Source organism: Roseateles sp. GW821-FHT09G09 (assembly GCF_059415965.1).
On record NZ_JBWKOG010000006.1, the window covers coordinates 84,527 to 100,577 of the forward strand.

The 16,051-nt window shown below is 67.5% G+C and carries 13 protein-coding genes and 1 tRNA gene; 8 read left to right on the top strand and 6 right to left on the bottom strand.

Going from position 1 to position 16,051, the window contains the following annotated elements; all coding sequences use genetic code 11:
* Positions 1–250 precede the first annotated feature (250 nt).
* The 4 genes from AC07O8_RS17015 (at position 251) to AC07O8_RS17030 (ending at position 4,033) form a co-directional block, all read left to right on the top strand.
* Entirely contained in the window at positions 251–871 is a 621-nt protein-coding gene (locus AC07O8_RS17015) for a hypothetical protein (RefSeq protein WP_495049170.1), read from the top strand.
* 144 nt (positions 872–1,015) lie between these two features.
* Positions 1,016–1,759 (top strand): hypothetical protein, encoded by a 744-nt coding sequence (locus tag AC07O8_RS17020; RefSeq protein WP_495049171.1) that lies wholly within the window; start codon positions 1,016–1,018, stop codon positions 1,757–1,759.
* A gap of 23 nt (positions 1,760–1,782) precedes the next feature.
* Positions 1,783–2,859, top strand: coding sequence for a hypothetical protein (locus AC07O8_RS17025; RefSeq protein ID WP_495049172.1), 1,077 nt, complete (start codon positions 1,783–1,785; stop codon positions 2,857–2,859).
* A gap of 88 nt (positions 2,860–2,947) precedes the next feature.
* Complete coding sequence (locus AC07O8_RS17030) at positions 2,948–4,033, top strand: MauE/DoxX family redox-associated membrane protein (RefSeq protein WP_495049173.1); 1,086 nt, start codon at positions 2,948–2,950, stop codon at positions 4,031–4,033.
* A 43-nt stretch (positions 4,034–4,076) separates the two neighbouring features.
* On the opposite strand, the gene sodC is transcribed toward AC07O8_RS17030, so the two are convergent.
* From sodC to AC07O8_RS17055, 5 genes are all read right to left on the bottom strand, one after another.
* Positions 4,077–4,604, bottom strand: coding sequence for a superoxide dismutase [Cu-Zn] SodC (gene sodC / locus AC07O8_RS17035; RefSeq protein WP_495049174.1), 528 nt, complete (start codon positions 4,602–4,604; stop codon positions 4,077–4,079).
* 112 nt (positions 4,605–4,716) lie between these two features.
* Positions 4,717–5,343, bottom strand: a complete 627-nt coding sequence (locus AC07O8_RS17040; protein ID WP_495049175.1) for a LysE family translocator — start codon at positions 5,341–5,343, stop codon at positions 4,717–4,719.
* Between the two features lie 122 nt (positions 5,344–5,465).
* Positions 5,466–5,556, bottom strand: a tRNA-Ser gene (locus tag AC07O8_RS17045).
* A 111-nt stretch (positions 5,557–5,667) separates the two neighbouring features.
* Positions 5,668–6,594: an SPFH domain-containing protein gene (locus AC07O8_RS17050; RefSeq protein WP_067274606.1), complete on the bottom strand. Its 927-nt coding sequence runs from the start codon at positions 6,592–6,594 to the stop codon at positions 5,668–5,670.
* A 79-nt stretch (positions 6,595–6,673) separates the two neighbouring features.
* Positions 6,674–7,105 carry an NfeD family protein gene (locus tag AC07O8_RS17055; RefSeq protein WP_495049176.1) on the bottom strand — a complete coding sequence of 144 codons (432 nt, stop codon included), beginning with the start codon at positions 7,103–7,105 and terminating at the stop codon, positions 6,674–6,676.
* Positions 7,106–7,383: 278 nt separating this feature from the next.
* Between AC07O8_RS17055 and AC07O8_RS17060 the strand changes: the two genes are divergently transcribed.
* Positions 7,384–9,663, top strand: a complete 2,280-nt coding sequence (locus AC07O8_RS17060) for an Orn/Lys/Arg family decarboxylase (protein ID WP_495049177.1) — start codon at positions 7,384–7,386, stop codon at positions 9,661–9,663.
* A gap of 164 nt (positions 9,664–9,827) precedes the next feature.
* Here AC07O8_RS17060 and fabI read toward each other — a convergent pair whose 3' ends face one another.
* Positions 9,828–10,610, bottom strand: a complete 783-nt coding sequence (gene fabI / locus AC07O8_RS17065) for an enoyl-ACP reductase FabI (RefSeq protein ID WP_495049178.1) — start codon at positions 10,608–10,610, stop codon at positions 9,828–9,830.
* A gap of 199 nt (positions 10,611–10,809) precedes the next feature.
* Here fabI and rimP point away from each other — a divergent pair, with 199 nt between their 5' ends.
* From rimP to infB, 3 genes are all read left to right on the top strand, one after another.
* The gene (rimP, locus tag AC07O8_RS17070) at positions 10,810–11,502 is read left to right on the top strand and encodes a ribosome maturation factor RimP (RefSeq protein WP_495049179.1); all 693 of its coding nucleotides are present in this window, start codon (positions 10,810–10,812) and stop codon (positions 11,500–11,502) included.
* Positions 11,499–12,977, top strand: a complete 1,479-nt coding sequence (nusA, locus tag AC07O8_RS17075) for a transcription termination factor NusA (protein ID WP_297528754.1) — start codon at positions 11,499–11,501, stop codon at positions 12,975–12,977. Before rimP ends, nusA begins: the two co-directional genes overlap by 4 nt.
* 80 nt (positions 12,978–13,057) lie before the next feature.
* The gene (gene infB, locus AC07O8_RS17080; RefSeq protein ID WP_495049180.1) at positions 13,058–16,018 is read left to right on the top strand and encodes a translation initiation factor IF-2; all 2,961 of its coding nucleotides are present in this window, start codon (positions 13,058–13,060) and stop codon (positions 16,016–16,018) included.
* The last annotated feature ends 33 nt before the right edge of the window (positions 16,019–16,051 follow it).

The following is a 16,051-nucleotide window of genomic DNA, read 5'->3' on the forward strand; positions in this document are numbered from 1 at the left end:
GCGCCTGTCCCTTCCGCGCGCCGTCCGGCTCGCGCCGCTCGTCCAGCCGCCCAGGGTGTCGAGGCACCGTTCCAGAGGAGAGGCGATGCCCTGCAACCCCGATCGGCACGGGCTTCGGCGGCAGGTTGCCTCACTTGAGGGGGGCTGTCCCCGCTTAAGAGATAGGGGGTGCTGCGGCCGTGCATCGACTCCTAGACTTCGCAGCAATCGCATCGCAACAGGGGCGCCATCGGCGCAGAGGAGGGTGATCATGCTCATGACGACCTGGTTCCAGGAAAGTCGACACATTGGCACGCGACTCTGGGCACGAGGGGCCCTCCTGGCCGCCGCCGCCTCGGTGGCCGGCCTGCTCGGCCTGTGCGCTGCGCCCGCGGTGGCGGCGCCGATCACGCTCACGCCGACGCAGACCTCGGTGGTGCTGGACGCCGGCGACAGCGTCGTCATCACCGGCCAGATCACCAACGTCAGCGGCGGCCCGCTGCTGACCACCGACTTCTTCCTGTCCCTGAGCGGCTACCCGTTCCCGTTCGTGGACGTGACGCCGCTGCTGGGCGATCCCGAGATCGTGATCCCGGACCGCACGATCAGCCCGGTGCTCGATCTGCTGATGATCGCGACGCTGCCCGACCTCCTCGCGGATCTGAACTTCAACCTCGCCATCCTGCTGTCGGACATCAACGGCAACTTCGCCGACGAGGTGTCCGTGGCGGTGACCGTGCGCGCCGCGGCGGCCAGCGAGGTGCCGGAACCCGGCACGCTGGCCCTGGCGCTGATCGCGCTGGTGCCGCTGGTGGTGCGACGCGCCGGACGCCGGCCGGGTTCGTCCGGCCCGTCCGCGACGCTGTCGTCGCCGCCACGCGCCGGCACCTGAGAACGGACCGTCGGCGGCCATCGCGCCGCCGACCGGTTTTCTCTCCCGTCCCCAGCAGCGACCGGCCACCAGGCATCAGGCGGACGCGCCCGGACACGACGGGTCCACATCGACTCTCTCTTCGAGACATCACAAGGGGCAGGCATGGCCACAGTCGTCTCCGCGCGCGTGACCCTCGGCGCGCCATTCATCCAGCGCTTCGCCGGTCAGGTGAGGTTGAACATCCCGTTGATGAACATCGGTGAATCGGCGCTGCAGGGCGTGCAGATCACCAGCATCACCTACGGCAACGCCACGCGGCAGAGCCCGCCCAACGCGCCCATCGTGCTGGGCACGCTCGGGGCCTCGTCGTCCACGACCTTCGCCGGACGTTTCTCCGACGCCGGCCTGGTCGACAACGCGAACCTGCTGCTGACGGTGCGCGGCTCCTACCTGGTCGCCGGCGTGGCCTACGGCCTGACGGTGAGCCGCTACGTGAAGGTGCCGCCGGCGGGGAGCTTCCCGGCCAGCGAGCTGCGCGCCACGCTCGCGGTCACGACCACGCCCAGCTACTGGAGCTATGCGCTGACCAACAACGAGTCGGCGGGCAGCGGCCAGTACATCGCGACGCTGTCGCTGTCGGTGAACGCGCCGGTGACGGTGACGGGCACGCCGCCGGGATGGGAGGCGGACACCGACGGCATGACCTACGTGACCTGGGTCGCCTCGGACCTGGTGCCGCCGTATCCGAACCACGTGGCGCCGGGGGCGTCGCTGTCCGGGTTCCAGTTGATGAGCCCGCGCACGAGCTCCGAATCGACCGGCGCGAGCCTGGTCGCCTGGGACCACGCGGCGGACGACGCCGGCAAGGTGGCGGCCGACTACACGCTGACGCCGTCGCGCGCCTGAGCGGCGCCAGCAAGGAGTGATCCATGACAGAACGCACCTTCGGTTTCGGGCAACGCGTCGCGGCGCTCTTGCGGCGCGGCATGGGCGGTTTCTCCGCCAGCGATTCGCCCGCCCTGCGCTCCGATGACGCCATCGATGTCCAGGGGCTCCAGGGACATCTGGCCGACAACGCCTTCGACAACTTCACCCGCTCGCTGGGCAGCCAGGGCTCGCGCCGCGACGTGCTGAAGGTGTCGGTGCTGGGCGTGTTCTCGACGCTGGCGGGCGGCCTGCTGCCGCGACCGGCGCAGGCGGCGGCCGACTGCCTGTGCGGCCGCCAGCTCTACGACCCGGCGCTGCAGTGCTGCCTGCCCAGCGGCGCCATCGCCAACAAGCATCCGGTGGCGGATCTCGCGGCGTGTCCCAACAAGGTCGCGCATCCCGGGTACAGCTGCACGCCCAACGGCTGCGGCGCCGCGGGCGGCACGCAGTACCCGTCGCAGTACGGCGCGGCCAGCTTCCTGGGCTGCTGCAACGGCCATGACTGCTGCTACGGCGAGTGCAACCAGGCCAAGGCCGGCTGCGACAACACCTTCTACAGCTGCATGACCGGCTCCTGCGACGCGGCGTACCCGGTCACCCTGGTGCAGGTCGGACCGATCACGGTGGACAGCAACAAGGTCAAGCGCGCCGCGTGCAAGGCGGCCGCGGGTGCGTACTACCAGGCGGTCAACCAGGCCGGCGGCGATGCCTTCACGGCCGCGCAGCAGGCCGGTTGCGATTGCTGCGGCACGCAGCCTTGCCCGACCTGCCCGGGCGGCACCTGCGGCGCGCTGCCGAGTTGCCAGGACCCCGGTTGCGTCTGCTTCCAGACCATCGAGGGCCGCGGCTTCTGCCACCTGCCGCAGTCGTGCGCGGGATTGCCGACCTGCTCGTCGTCGGCCGGTTGCCCGTCCGGATGGGCCTGCGTGAGCGTGACCTGCTGCGGCTCGACACCGATCTGCATCCGACCGTGCTTCGTCGTGGGATCGAGCCTGGCCAGCCGCTCGGCGTCGGTGCCCAGCTTTGGCATGACGACGGCCGGTCCGGCGCAGGGCTCCGGAGAAATGCGGGCGAAGTAACGCAGGGCCTTGTCATGTCGCCCGGCCGCTCGGCCGGGCGCAACCTTTGGTGGCGACACCGGAATCGGAACGGGAAGGGAGACGCATCGTGGACATCCTGATCGTGTTGGGGGGCTGGTTCCTGGCGGGCGTGTTCGCGCTCGCGGCGTGGTCCAAGCTCGCGGAGCCGGATGCGACCGCGCAGGCCTTGCGCAGCTTCGGCGTGCCGGCGGCGGTGGCGCGTTCGGGTGCGTGGCTGCTGCCGCTGCTGGAATTCGCGGTGGCGCTGCTGGTGGTGCTGCCCTGGGCCCCGGCGCTGGGCATCGCGCTGGCGGCCGGCCTGCTGACCGTGTTCGCCGCGGCGATGGCGGTGCAGCTGGCGCAGGGCAACAAGCCCTCGTGCAATTGCTTCGGCCAGACGCGTTCGCAGCCGATCTCGTGGGCCAGCGTCGTGCGCAACGGCCTGCTGGTCGCGCTCGCGGCCTGGCTGCTGGCCAGTGCGTTGGCCGTCGAAGGGGCGGCATCGTTGACCGGCACGCTGGTCTCGGGCGGGCGGGGGCAGGTCTTGCTCTCCACCGTGCTGGTGCTGGCGGTGGGGCTGCTGGGCTGGCTGGTCCTGCACCTGGCGCGCCAGCAAGGCCGTCTGCTGCTGAAGATCGACCACCTGGAACTGCGGCTGCAGTCGCTGGGCATCGAGCCCGCCGGCGGCGTGCCTAGCCTGGAGACGCTGGTGTCCAACCAGGTGCTGCATGTCGGCCAGGCCGCGCCGGCCTTCGCCGCGCCGACGGTGGCGGGCAACACGCGCACGCTGGCGGAGTACGTCGCGCAGTCGGGCTCGCAGCTGCTGGTCTTCGTCGGGCCGCAATGCGCGCCGTGTCACGAGGTGATGAAGGAGATGGCGTCCTGGCGCCGTCAGGACGGCGAGCCCGTGCATTGGCTCACCATCAGCAGCGGCAGCGCCGAGTCGAACCGCACGACCTTCAACAACCTCGCGCCGGATCGCGTGGTGCTGCAATCGGGGCAGGACATCAACCAGCTCTTTGGCGTGATCGCCACGCCGAGCGCGCTGTGGGTGGGCGCCGACGGCCGCATCCTGAGCACGGTGGCGGTGGGGCGCGACGCGATCCGCGCGTTGTACGACGCGCCGGTGCTGTCGCATGGCGAGGGGCACGCGCTGCCGCTGGCCTCCGCGTGATCGGCTGGCCCCGGCACAGGCCGGGGCGGTCTTTCTTATCCGATCATTGGATCACGCCGCAGGCGATGCGGGCGCCGCCACCGCCCAGCGGGGCGGGATGGTCGGCATGGTTGTCGCCGCCCGCGTGGACCATCAGCGCATGTCCCTTGACGTCCGCCAGCTTCAGGCGCGGCGCGAGCACGGGTTGGCTCGCTTCGCCTTCCCCGTTGACGAACATCGGCGGCAGGTCGCCCAGGTGGCCGTCGCCCCAGGGCTCGCCGTGCTTGCCCGATTTCTTCGGATCGAAATGGCCGCCAGCCGCTTCGGCAGGCGAGGGCTTGCCGTCCTTGTCGGCAGCCGCGCAGGACGCATTCGCATGGACGTGGAAGCCGTGCAGCCCGGGCGGCAGGCCGGTGAGCTTGGGGGTGAACACGAGGCCGTACTTCGTGTCCTCCATCGTCACGGTGCCGACCGGGCCGCCGTCCCCCTGAGGGGTGGCGACCTTCAAGGTGACGGTGGCTTCGGCCGCGAACGCGGCGGTCACGGGCAGGCAGGCCACGAGGGCGGCGGCCAGCAAGGGGCGAAGGGTCATGCAAGTCTCCTGACGAGGGGGTAGGGGGCGGACGGCAATCCGTGTGCCGCCGATGCCGACGGCACCGGTGCCGGTGGGCCGCGCCCGTCGTCCGATTCCCCTTCAGCGGGGCTCAGCGCGCCACGATCAGGCGCAGGCCCAGCGCCATGAACACCGCGCCGGCGATGCGGTCCAGCCAGAGTCCCGCACGCGGCTTGCGCTGCAGCCACTGGCCGATCGCGCCGGCGAAGTAGCCCAGCAGTCCGAACAGCACCGCCGCCTGGAGTGTGAAGGTCAGCCCGAGCAGGGCCGTCTGCGCCGCGACATGGCCTTGGGCAGGCACGACGAACTGCGGCAGGAAGGACAGGAAGAACAGCACGACCTTCGGGTTGATCGCGTTGGCGAAGACGCCTTTGAAGAACAGGCGCGAGAGCGAATCCTCGACCTGCGACGCGTCGCCGACCGTCGCCCCGCCGCGGCTGCGCAGCGCCTTGATGCCGAGCCAGATGAGGTAGAGCCCGCCGCAGACCTTCAACGCGGTGAAGGCCACCGGCGACGCCGCGATCAGCGCGCTGACGCCGATCGCCGCCAGGACGGTGTGGCTCAGGCAGCCGAGCGCGCACCCGAGGCCGAAGGCCATGCCGTGGCGGCGTCCCTTCGAAATGCCCATGCCGAGCACCATCAGGTTGTCGGGGCCCGGCGACGCCGTGATCAGCGTGGCGGCGAGCAGGAAACCGAAGAACTGTTCGAAGGTCAGCATGGGGCGGGATGATAGATCGCGCCCTCAAGACTGCGGGGAAGAGCACCCTGCAAACTGCGCCTGAACAGCGCCTTGAAAAGCAAACGGGCCTCGATCACTCGAGGCCCGTTGTACTGGATGTCTGGCGGAGAGAGAGGGATTCGAACCCTCGGTAGGCTATTAACCTACACACGCTTTCCAGGCGTGCGACTTAAACCGCTCATCCATCTCTCCGAAGCCTGCCATCATAGCGCAGATTTTCAGGTCCGAATCAAAGTTGCGGAGCAAGTTGCCCGCGCACTTCGCAGAGGTCCGTCGACGGGCTCAGGGCAGGGCGGTCGACGCTCAGCGGCCCGGCTGGATCACCTTGTCGCTCTTGATCAGCGCCATCGCCGTGCCGATCAGTCCCGAGACCTCGCTCATGTTGGCCGGCACGATCATCGTGTTGTTCTTCTGGGCCAGTTGCGAGAAGGCTTCCACCGCCTTCTCCGCGACCTTCAGCTGCACCGCGTCGCTGCCGCCGGGCTGCTGGATCGCGGCGGCGACCTTGCGGATCGCCTCCGCGCTGGCCTCGGCCACGGAAAGGATCGCGGCGGCCTCGCCCTGCGCCTTGTTGATCTCGGCCTGCTTCTCGCCCTCGGAACGGGCGATCGCGGCCTCGCGTTCGCCGGTCGCGATGTTGATCTGTTCCTGGCGGCGGCCTTCCGAGGCCGCGATCAGCGCGCGCTTCTCGCGCTCCGCCGTGATCTGCGCCTGCATGGAGCGCAGGATCTCCGCCGGCGGCGTCAGGTCCTTGATCTCGTAGCGCAGCACCTTCACGCCCCAGTTCAGCGCGGCCTCGTCCAGCGCCTGCACGACGGAGCTGTTGATCACGTCGCGTTCCTCGAAGGTGCGGTCCAGCTCCATGCGGCCGATCACCGAGCGCAGCGTCGTCTGCGCCAGCTGGGTGATGGCGATGATGTAGTTGCTCGAGCCGTAGCTGGCGCGCATCGCGTCCGTCACCTGGAAGTACAGGATGCCGTCCACCGTCAGCTGGGTGTTGTCGCGCGTGATGCAGACCTGGCTGGGGACGTCCAGCGGGATCTCCTTGAGCGAATGCTTGTAGGCCAGCCGGTCCACGAAGGGCACCAGGATGTTCAGGCCGGGCGTCAGCGTGCCGTGGTACTTGCCGAGCCGTTCAACGACCCACGCGTTCTGCTGGGGCACCACCTTCACCGACTGGATGACGAAGACGATGGCGACGATCAAGATGACCAGGGCGATGATTTCCATGAGCGGGTGTCTCCTCCGGGGATTGGAACCAAAAACGTGTTCGAGCGTATTCAGGCAGCTTCAGGCGGGTCAGGCAACTTCAGGCGGGCTCGACGAGCAGGCAACTGCCCTCGATGGCGCGGATGACATGGCGACCGACCGCCGGCGCGCCCGTGCCGACGAAACGCGCCTGCCAGGCGGCGCCGCGGTAGCGGACCTCGGCGGTGCCGTCGGCGCGCCAGTGCGCCACCTCCAGGCTCTGGCCGATGTCGAGGTTGACGTTGGGGTTCTCCGCGGCCGGCAGTCTCGGATGGCGACGCAGGCGCAGATGCCACCAGGTCACCGCGCCGCCGCCGATCGCTGCGGCGACGACGAGCTGCGCCCAGAACGGCGTGCCGACATGGGCGGTCAATGCCGCCGCGGCGGCGCCGAGCGCCAGCATCAACAGGTAGAACGTCGTGCCCGTCGCGAGCTCCGCCGCCACCAGCACGCCGCAGATCACCCACCACCAGGTGGCGAGACTCCAGTCCATCGGTTCCTCCTAGCTGCACGCCGGGCGATCCGTGAATCGCCCGGTCCTTCGAGTCGGGTCAGTGTACGCCCGGGGTCGGTGCTTGCCAGGGCGCTCCAAAGGGGGCTTGCCGCCTGCTTTTCCGGGCTATCGCCGTGTCATGCACGGGCCATTGACGGGGCGCGCACGGCATGGCCGTTCTGTTTCTGCGACAACGCCCGATCAACACTTGCGTGACACGGCTGTAGCCCTACACTTCGCGCCTTTCTTGTTTGACCTGCCCCGATCCGGAGGCCTTCATGACGCCGCGTTTCCGCTTTCCCATCGTCATCATCGACGAGGACTATCGCTCCGAGAACACCTCGGGTTTGGGCATCCGCGCGCTCGCGGAGGCCATACAGAAAGAGGGCTTCGAAGTCCTGGGCGTCACGAGCTACGGCGACCTGAGCCAGTTCGCGCAGCAGCAGAGCCGCGCCAGCGCGTTCATCCTGTCGATCGACGACGAGGAGTTCTCCGGCAACGGCGACGGCGCGGAGCTCGACCCGGCGGTCCTGAACCTGCGCAAGTTCATCCAGGAGATCCGGTTCAAGAACGCGGACATCCCCATCTACGTGTACGGGGAGACGCGGACCTCGCAGCATCTGCCCAATGACGTCCTGCGCGAACTGCACGGCTTCATCCACATGTTCGAGGACACGCCGGAATTCGTGGCGCGTCACATCATCCGTGAATCGAGAAGCTACCTCGACGGCCTGGCGCCGCCGTTCTTCAAGGCGCTGATGGCCTATGCGCAGGACGGCTCGTACTCGTGGCACTGCCCGGGGCACTCCGGCGGCGTGGCCTTCCTGAAGAGCCCCGTCGGCCAGATGTTCCACCAGTTCTTCGGCGAGAACATGCTGCGCGCCGACGTCTGCAACGCGGTCGAGGAACTCGGCCAGCTGCTGGACCACACCGGCCCGGTCGCCGAGAGCGAGAAGAACGCCGCCCGCATCTTCAATGCGGACCACTGCTTCTTCGTCACCAACGGCACCTCGACGTCCAACAAGATGGTCTGGCACCACACGGTGGCGCCGGGCGACATCGTGGTCGTGGACCGCAACTGCCACAAGTCCATCCTGCACAGCATCATCATGACCGGCGCGGTGCCGGTCTTCATGACGCCCACGCGCAACCACTACGGCATCATCGGCCCGATCCCGGAGAGCGAGTTCTCGCCCGAGACCATCCGCAAGAAGATCGCGAAGAATCCGCTGCTCAAGGGCGTGGACGCGAAGAAGGCCAAGCCGCGGATCATGACGCTGACGCAGAGCACCTACGACGGCGTGCTCTACAACACCGAGACCATCAAGTCCAAGCTGGACGGCTGGATCGACACGCTGCACTTCGACGAGGCGTGGCTGCCGCACGCGGCCTTCCACAACTTCTACGGCTCGTACCACGCGATGGGCAAGCACCGCCCGCGGCCGAAGACCGCGATGGTCTACGCCACGCAGTCGACGCACAAGCTGCTGGCCGGCATCTCGCAGGCCTCTCAGGTGCTGGTGCAGGACTCGCAGAACGTCAAGCTGGACAAGCACCTGTTCAACGAGGCGTACCTGATGCACACCTCGACCAGCCCGCAGTACTCGATCATCGCCAGCTGCGACGTCGCGGCCGCGATGATGGAGCCCCCGGGCGGCACGGCGCTGGTGGAGGAGTCCATCAGCGAGGCGCTGGACTTCCGCCGCGCGATGCGCAAGGTCGAGAAGGACTACGGCAAGGACTGGTGGTTCAAGGTCTGGGGTCCGGACAAGCTGGCGACCGACGGCATCGGCAAGGCCGCCGACTGGATGCTCAAGGCCAACGAGAAGTGGCACGGCTTCGGTCCGATCGAGGCCGGTTTCAACATGCTGGATCCGATCAAGTCCACGGTCATCACGCCGGGGCTGGACATGAGCGGCAAGTTCGCCAAGACCGGCATCCCGGCGAGCATCGTCACCAAGTTCCTGGCCGAGCACGGCGTGGTGGTGGAGAAGACGGGGCTGTACTCGTTCTTCATCATGTTCACCATCGGCATCACCAAGGGGCGCTGGAACACGCTGCTGACCGCGCTGCAGCAGTTCAAGGACGACTACGACCGCAATGCGCCGATCTGGCGCATCCTGCCGGACTTCGTGGCGGCCTTCCCGCGTTATGAGCGCATGGGCCTGCGCGACCTGAGCCAGAGCGTGCACGAGGCCTATGCCTCGGGCGACATCGCGCGCCTGACCACCGAGGTCTACCTGTCCGAGCTGGAGCCGGCGATGAAGCCGTCGGACGCGTATGCGCACATCGCGCATCGCAAGACGGAGCGCGTCGAGATCGACAAGCTGGAAGGCCGTGTCACGACCGCGCTGCTGACGCCGTATCCCCCGGGTATCCCGCTGCTGATCCCGGGCGAGCGCTTCAACAAGCGCATCGTGGACTACCTGAAGTTCACCAGGGACTTCAACGCCAAGTTCCCGGGCTTCGCCACTGACGTCCACGGCCTGGTGGCAGAGAAGGGCGAGGACGGCATCACACGCTACTACGTGGACTGCGTGATCGACACGAAGCAGTAATCTGCGCCCCACAAACGCCAACAGGCCCCGAGGGGCCTGTTGTCGCTCGTGAACCTCAATCGGAGCCGGCGGAAGCCGGGCCGGGGTCGACGATTTGTGGAGCCTGCGAGACGTATGAGGAGACCCCGGCCCGGCTTCCGCCGGCGATCGGAGTCAGCCGACTCTCACTCCGTGCCCGCCATCGCGCCATGGCTGAAGCCGCCATCGACGTAGACGATTTCCGAACTGATCCCACCCGCCAGGTCCGACAGCAGGAAGGCGGCGGTATTGCCGACGTCCTCGATCGTGACGTTGCGCTTGATGGCGGCGCTGTCGGCGAACTGCTTGAGCAGCTTGCCGAAATCCTTGATGCCCGAGGCGGCCAGCGTCTTGATCGGGCCGGCGGAGATGCCGTTCACCCGGATGCCCTTGCCGCCCAGGCCGTAGGCGAGGTAGCGCACGCTGGCTTCCAGAGAGGCTTTGGCCAGGCCCATCGTGTTGTAGTTGGGAACGAAGCGATCCGCCCCCAGATACGACAGCGTCAGCAGCGCCGAGCCCGCGCGCAGGCGCGGCTGGGCGGCCTTGGCCATGGCCGGGAAGCTGTAGGCGGAGATGTCGTGCGCGATGCGGAAGTTCTCGCGCGTCATGCCGTCCAGGAATTCGCCGGCGATGGCTTCGCGGGGCGCGAAACCGATTGAATGGACGAAACCGTCGAATTCCGGCCAGTGCTGGCCGAGGTCGTCGAACAGCCGATCGATCTGGGCGTCGTCGCTCACGTCGCAATCGAACACCAGTTTGGAGCCGAATTCGGCGGCGAATTCGGTGATGCGATCCTTGAAGCGCTCGCCCTGGTAGCTGAAGGCCAGTTCAGCGCCTTCGCGGTGGCAGGCCTTGGCGATGCCGTAGGCGATCGAGCGGTTGGACAGCACGCCCGTGATCAGCAGTCGCTTGCCAGCGAGAAATCCCATGTCTGCTCCTGGTATTCATAGATTCGAGGGAGGCAGGGATTCTCGCACGCCACGCTGTGACGGATGACGCAGCCTTGTCGGCATGCTGTTTGCATAGTACACTTCTAGCTTCGCTGAAAAGTGAACGGTGGGCGGATTCATCCAGCCCATTTTTTTTGGCTGTTCCTACGCGCCTGTTACAAGGCAAATACTTTCGTCGATGAATTTGAGCTGGCAAGCCGTTGTTGAGAAAACCGTGACCGGGCTGGGTTACGAGGTAGTGGGCTGCGAACGCAGCGCCGGGGGCTTGCTGCGCGTGTACATCGACAAGCCGCTCGTGAACGGCCAGGAACCGGAGACGCCGGTCAACGTCGAGGATTGTGAGCGCGTCACGCGCCAGCTGCGCTACGTGATGGAGGTCGAGGAAGTCGACTACACGCGCCTGGAAGTGTCGACCCCCGGTCTCGACCGTCCGCTGAACAATGCCGGCGACTACGCCCGGTTCAGTGGTCACGAAGTGGAAATCACATTGCGCGAGGCTTTCCAGGGTCGCAAGAAGTACCGGGGTGTCCTGGTCGCGGCCGAAGGCGTGGCGCAGGACGACTTTGACGCGCTGGCGCGCAATACCGCCTGGCGCGTGATCTTCATGGACGGCAAGACCGAGCAGGTGCTGGACTTCGCGCTCGACGAGGTGCGCTCGGCCAAGCTGGTGCCGGAGATCGTTTTCAAGGGTCGCCCGCCGAAGCCGGCGGGTGGCGCTGCCGCGGATGCGGCGGCAAAAAAGAACACGGGCTTGGCGCCCGGATCGGAATCGGCTGACGGAACGGCTGCGAAGCCCAAGGCGTCGAAGAAGAAGAGCAATGCCAAGTCCCGGCAGACGGATGACAAGGTTGACGGAGGTCTCGATCAATGAACCGCGAACTGTTGATGCTGGTGGACGCCATCTCGCGCGAGAAGAGCGTGGAGCGCGATGTGGTGTTCGGCGCCGTCGAGGCGGCACTGGCCTCGGCCACCAAGAAGTTGTATGGCGGCGAGGTCGATATCCGCGTGGCCATCGATCGCGACACCGGCGAGTATGAGACCTTCCGCCGTTGGCACGTCGTGCCCAACGAGGCCGGCCTGCAGAACGCCGATTCCGAGATCCTGCTGTTCGAAGCGCAGGAGCAGATCGCCGACATCGAGGTCGACGACCACATCGAGGAAGGCGTCGAGTCCGTGCCGATCGGCCGGATCGGCGCGCAGGCCGCCAAGCAGGTCATCCTGCAGAAGATCCGCGACGCCGAGCGCGAACAGCTGCTGAACGACTTCATGTCGCGCGGCGAGCGCATCTTCGTCGGCACGGTCAAGCGCCTGGACAAGGGCGACATCATTGCCGAGTCGGGCCGCGTCGAAGGCCGACTCAAGCGCAACGAGATGATCCCGAAGGAGAACCTGCGCACCGGCGACCGCGTCCGCGCGGTGATCCTGGGCATCGACCCGACGCAGCGCGGTCCGCAGATCATGCTGTCGCGTTCGTCCGGCGAGTTCATGAAGGAACTCTTCGCGCAGGAAGTGCCGGAGATCGAGCAGGGCCTGCTCGAGATCAAGAGCGCCGCCCGCGACGCCGGCAGCCGCGCCAAGATCGCCGTCGTCTCGTACGACAAGCGCGTCGACCCGATCGGCACCTGCGTCGGCGTGCGCGGTTCCCGCGTCAACGGCGTGACCAACGAGCTGGCCGGTGAACGCGTGGACATCGTGCTGTGGTCGGAAGATCCGGCGCAATTCGTGATCGGCGCGCTGGCGCCGGCGAACGTCCAGTCCATCGTCGTGGACGAGGAGCGCCATGCGATGGACGTCGTCGTCGACGAGGAGAACCTCGCGATCGCGATCGGCCGCGGCGGCCAGAACGTGCGCCTGGCCTCGGAGCTGACCGGCTGGAAGATCAACATCATGACGGCCGAGGAATCCGCCGCCAAGCAGGCCGAGGAATCCGACGGCGTGCGCAAGCTGTTCGTCGAGAAGCTGGACGTGGACGAGGAAGTCGCCGACATCCTGATCGCCGAAGGTTTCGCCTCGCTGGAAGAAGTCGCCTACGTGCCGATGCAGGAAATGCTCGAGATCGAGTCCTTCGACGAAGAGACCGTGAACGAGCTGCGCACCCGCGCCAAGGATGCGCTGCTGACGATGGAAATCGCCCGCGAGGAAAAGGTCGAGGAGGTCTCCCAGGACCTGCGCGACCTGGACGGCGTGACCCCCGAGCTGATCGCCAAGCTGGCGGCCGGCGACATCCATACCCGTGACGACCTGGCAGACCTGGCCGTTGACGAACTGGTCGAGATTTCGTCCCTGGACGAGGCAGCGGCACGCGCTTTGATCATGAAGGCGCGCGAGCACTGGTTCAACGCATAACGCCCGAGCAGACACGCTCTGAAGCGAATTCAAGCGAAACCAGACCGCTCCGCCCCACACAAGATTTAAGGATTTCAACAATGGCCGTGACCACCGTCGCCCAGCTGGCCGCAGAGCTCAACAGGCCTGCGACCACGTTGCTGGAGCAGCTCCAAGCTGCGGGCGTCAAGAAGGCGTCCGCCGAGGACACCTTGAACGAAAGCGACAAGGAACGTCTGCTGGATCACCTGCGCACCGCGCACGGGACCGCCGGCGGCGCCGAGCGCAAGAAGATCACGCTGACCCGCAAGTCCACCAGCGAGATCAAGCAGGCCGATGCCTCGGGCAAGGCGCGCACGATCCAGGTCGAGGTGCGCAAGAAGCGCGTCTTCGTGAAGCGCGAGGACGGTGTCGATGACGCCACCGCCGCCGCCGCCGAGGAAGCCGAACTGAAGCGCCGCGAGGAAGAAGTGCAGGCCCAGGCCGAAGCGCTGCGTCAGCAGGAAGAAGAACTCGCCCGCAAGGTCCGCGAGCGGGAGGACGCCGAGCGCGCCGCCCGCGAAGCCGAAGAGAAGCGTCGCGAGGAAGAGCGCGCCGCGCGTGAAGCGGCTGAACAGGCTGCTGCCGAAGCCGCGGCCAAGGCCGCCGCCGAGGCGGAAGCGCGCAAGATCGCCGACGCCGCCAAGTCCAAGGCCGAGAAGGCCGCCGACAAGGCCGCGGAGAAGGCTGCGGCCGCCGCCGCGGCCCCCGCGCCGGCCCCCGTGGTCGCCGCGCCGGCCCCGGCGCCGGTCGAGCCCGCCAAGCCCGTGCTGCGCGTGGTGAAGGCCGCGGACGTCGCCGCCGACGAGAAGGCCCGCCAGAGCGAGCTGGAGCGCCGCCGCAAGGCCGCCGAGGCCGAGGCCGCCGCCATCCGCGCGATGATGAACGCGCCCAAGAAGGTGCTCGTCGCGAAGAAGGAAGAACCCAAACCCGAGGCCGCGCCGGCCGCCGGCATCAAGGGCACCATCCACAAGAAGCCGGGCGGCGCTCCTGGCGCTGCCGGCACGACGGCCGCCGCGGGTGCGAAGCCGGGCGACAAGAAGTCGGTCAAGTCCGAGAAGCTGTCGTCCAGCTGGGCCGATGACGCCAAGAAGCGTGGCGCCGCCGGCAAGCCGGGTGGCGGCCGCACCGACGGTCCGGCACGTCCGGGCGGTGGCACCAGCTGGCGCGCGCCGGGCCGTGGCGGTCCTTCGGGCCGCCGTGGCGGTCGCGACGATCGCGGCGCCTCGCCCTCGAATTTCCAGGCTCCCAACGAGCCGGTGGCGCAGGAAGTCCACGTCCCCGAAACCATCTCGGTCGCCGATCTGGCGCACAAGATGTCGGTGAAGGCCTCCGAGGTCATCAAGCAGCTGATGAAGCTGGGTCAGATGGTCACCATCAACCAGCAGCTGGACCAAGAGACGGCCATGATCCTGGTCGAGGAAATGGGCCACAAGGCGTTCGCCGCCAAGCTGGACGATCCGGACGCGTTCCTCGAGGAAGAGGGCGCCGCCGCCGAAGGCCAGCACGAGCTGCTGCCCCGCGCGCCGGTCGTCACCGTCATGGGTCACGTCGACCACGGCAAGACCTCGCTGCTGGACAGCATCCGCCGCGCCCGCGTGGCGGCTGGCGAAGCCGGCGGCATCACGCAGCACATCGGCGCTTATCACGTCGACACGCCGCGCGGCATGATCACCTTCCTCGACACCCCGGGTCACGAGGCCTTCACGGCCATGCGTGCCCGCGGTGCGCAGGCGACGGACATCGTCATCCTGGTCGTGGCCGCGGATGACGGCGTCATGCCGCAGACCAAGGAAGCGATCCACCACGCGAAGGCTGCCGGTGTGCCGATCGTGGTCGCGATGAACAAGATCGACAAGCCCGACGCCAACGCCGAGCGCGTCAAGAGCGAGCTGGTCGCCGAGCAGGTCGTGCCGGAAGAGTTCGGCGGCGAATCGCCGTTCGTCCCGGTGTCGGCCAAGACCGGCCAGGGCATCGACGCGCTGCTGGAGCAGGTCCTGCTGCAGGCCGAAGTGCTGGAACTGAAGGCCGCGAAGGATTCGATGGCCAAGGGTCTGGTCATCGAAGCCAAGCTGGACAAGGGCCGCGGCCCGGTCGCGACGGTGCTGGTGCAGTCCGGCACGCTCAAGCGCGGCGACGTGGTGCTGGCCGGCTCGACCTACGGTCGGGTCCGCGCCATGCTGGACGAGGACGGCAAGAACGCCACCGAAGCCGGCCCGTCCATCCCGGTCGAGATCCAGGGTCTCACGGAAGTGCCGCGCGCCGGTGACGAGTTCATGGTGCTGAGCGACGAACGCCGCGCCCGTGAAATCGCGACCTTCCGCGCCGGCAAGTACCGTGACGTCAAGCTGGCCCGCCAGCAGGCCTCGAAGCTGGAGAACATGTTCGCCGACATGACCGCTGGCGACGTGCAGACGCTGCCGCTGATCATCAAGGCCGACGTGCAGGGTTCGCAGGAAGCGCTGGCGTCCTCGCTGCTCAAGCTGTCGACCGACGAGGTCAAGGTGCAGATCGTGCACGCCGCGGTGGGTGCCATCAGCGAGTCCGACATCAACCTGGCGATCGCCTCCAAGGCCGTCGTGATCGGCTTCAACGTGCGTGCCGATGCCGGCGCGCGCAAGGTGGCCGAGCACAACGACGTCGACCTGCGCTACTACAACATCATCTACGACGCCGTGGATGAGGTGAAGGCGGCGATGGCCGGCATGCTGGCACCGGAGCAGCGCGAGGAGATCATCGGTACCGCCGAGATCCGCACCGTGTTCGTGGCGACCAAGATCGGCACCATCGCCGGTTCGATGATCACCAGCGGTCACGTGACGCGCAACGCGCGCTTCCGTCTGCTGCGCGACAACGTCGTGGTCTACACCGGCGAGATCGAGTCGCTCAAGCGCCTGAAGGACGACGTCAAGGAAGTCCGCGAAGGCTTCGAGTGCGGTATCAAGCTGAAGAACTACAGCGACATCAAGGAAGGCGACCAGCTGGAAGTCTTCGAAATCAAGGAAGTGGCGCGCACGCTGTAACCCAGCCTGCCGTCGCTCCACGCCCGGCGGGTC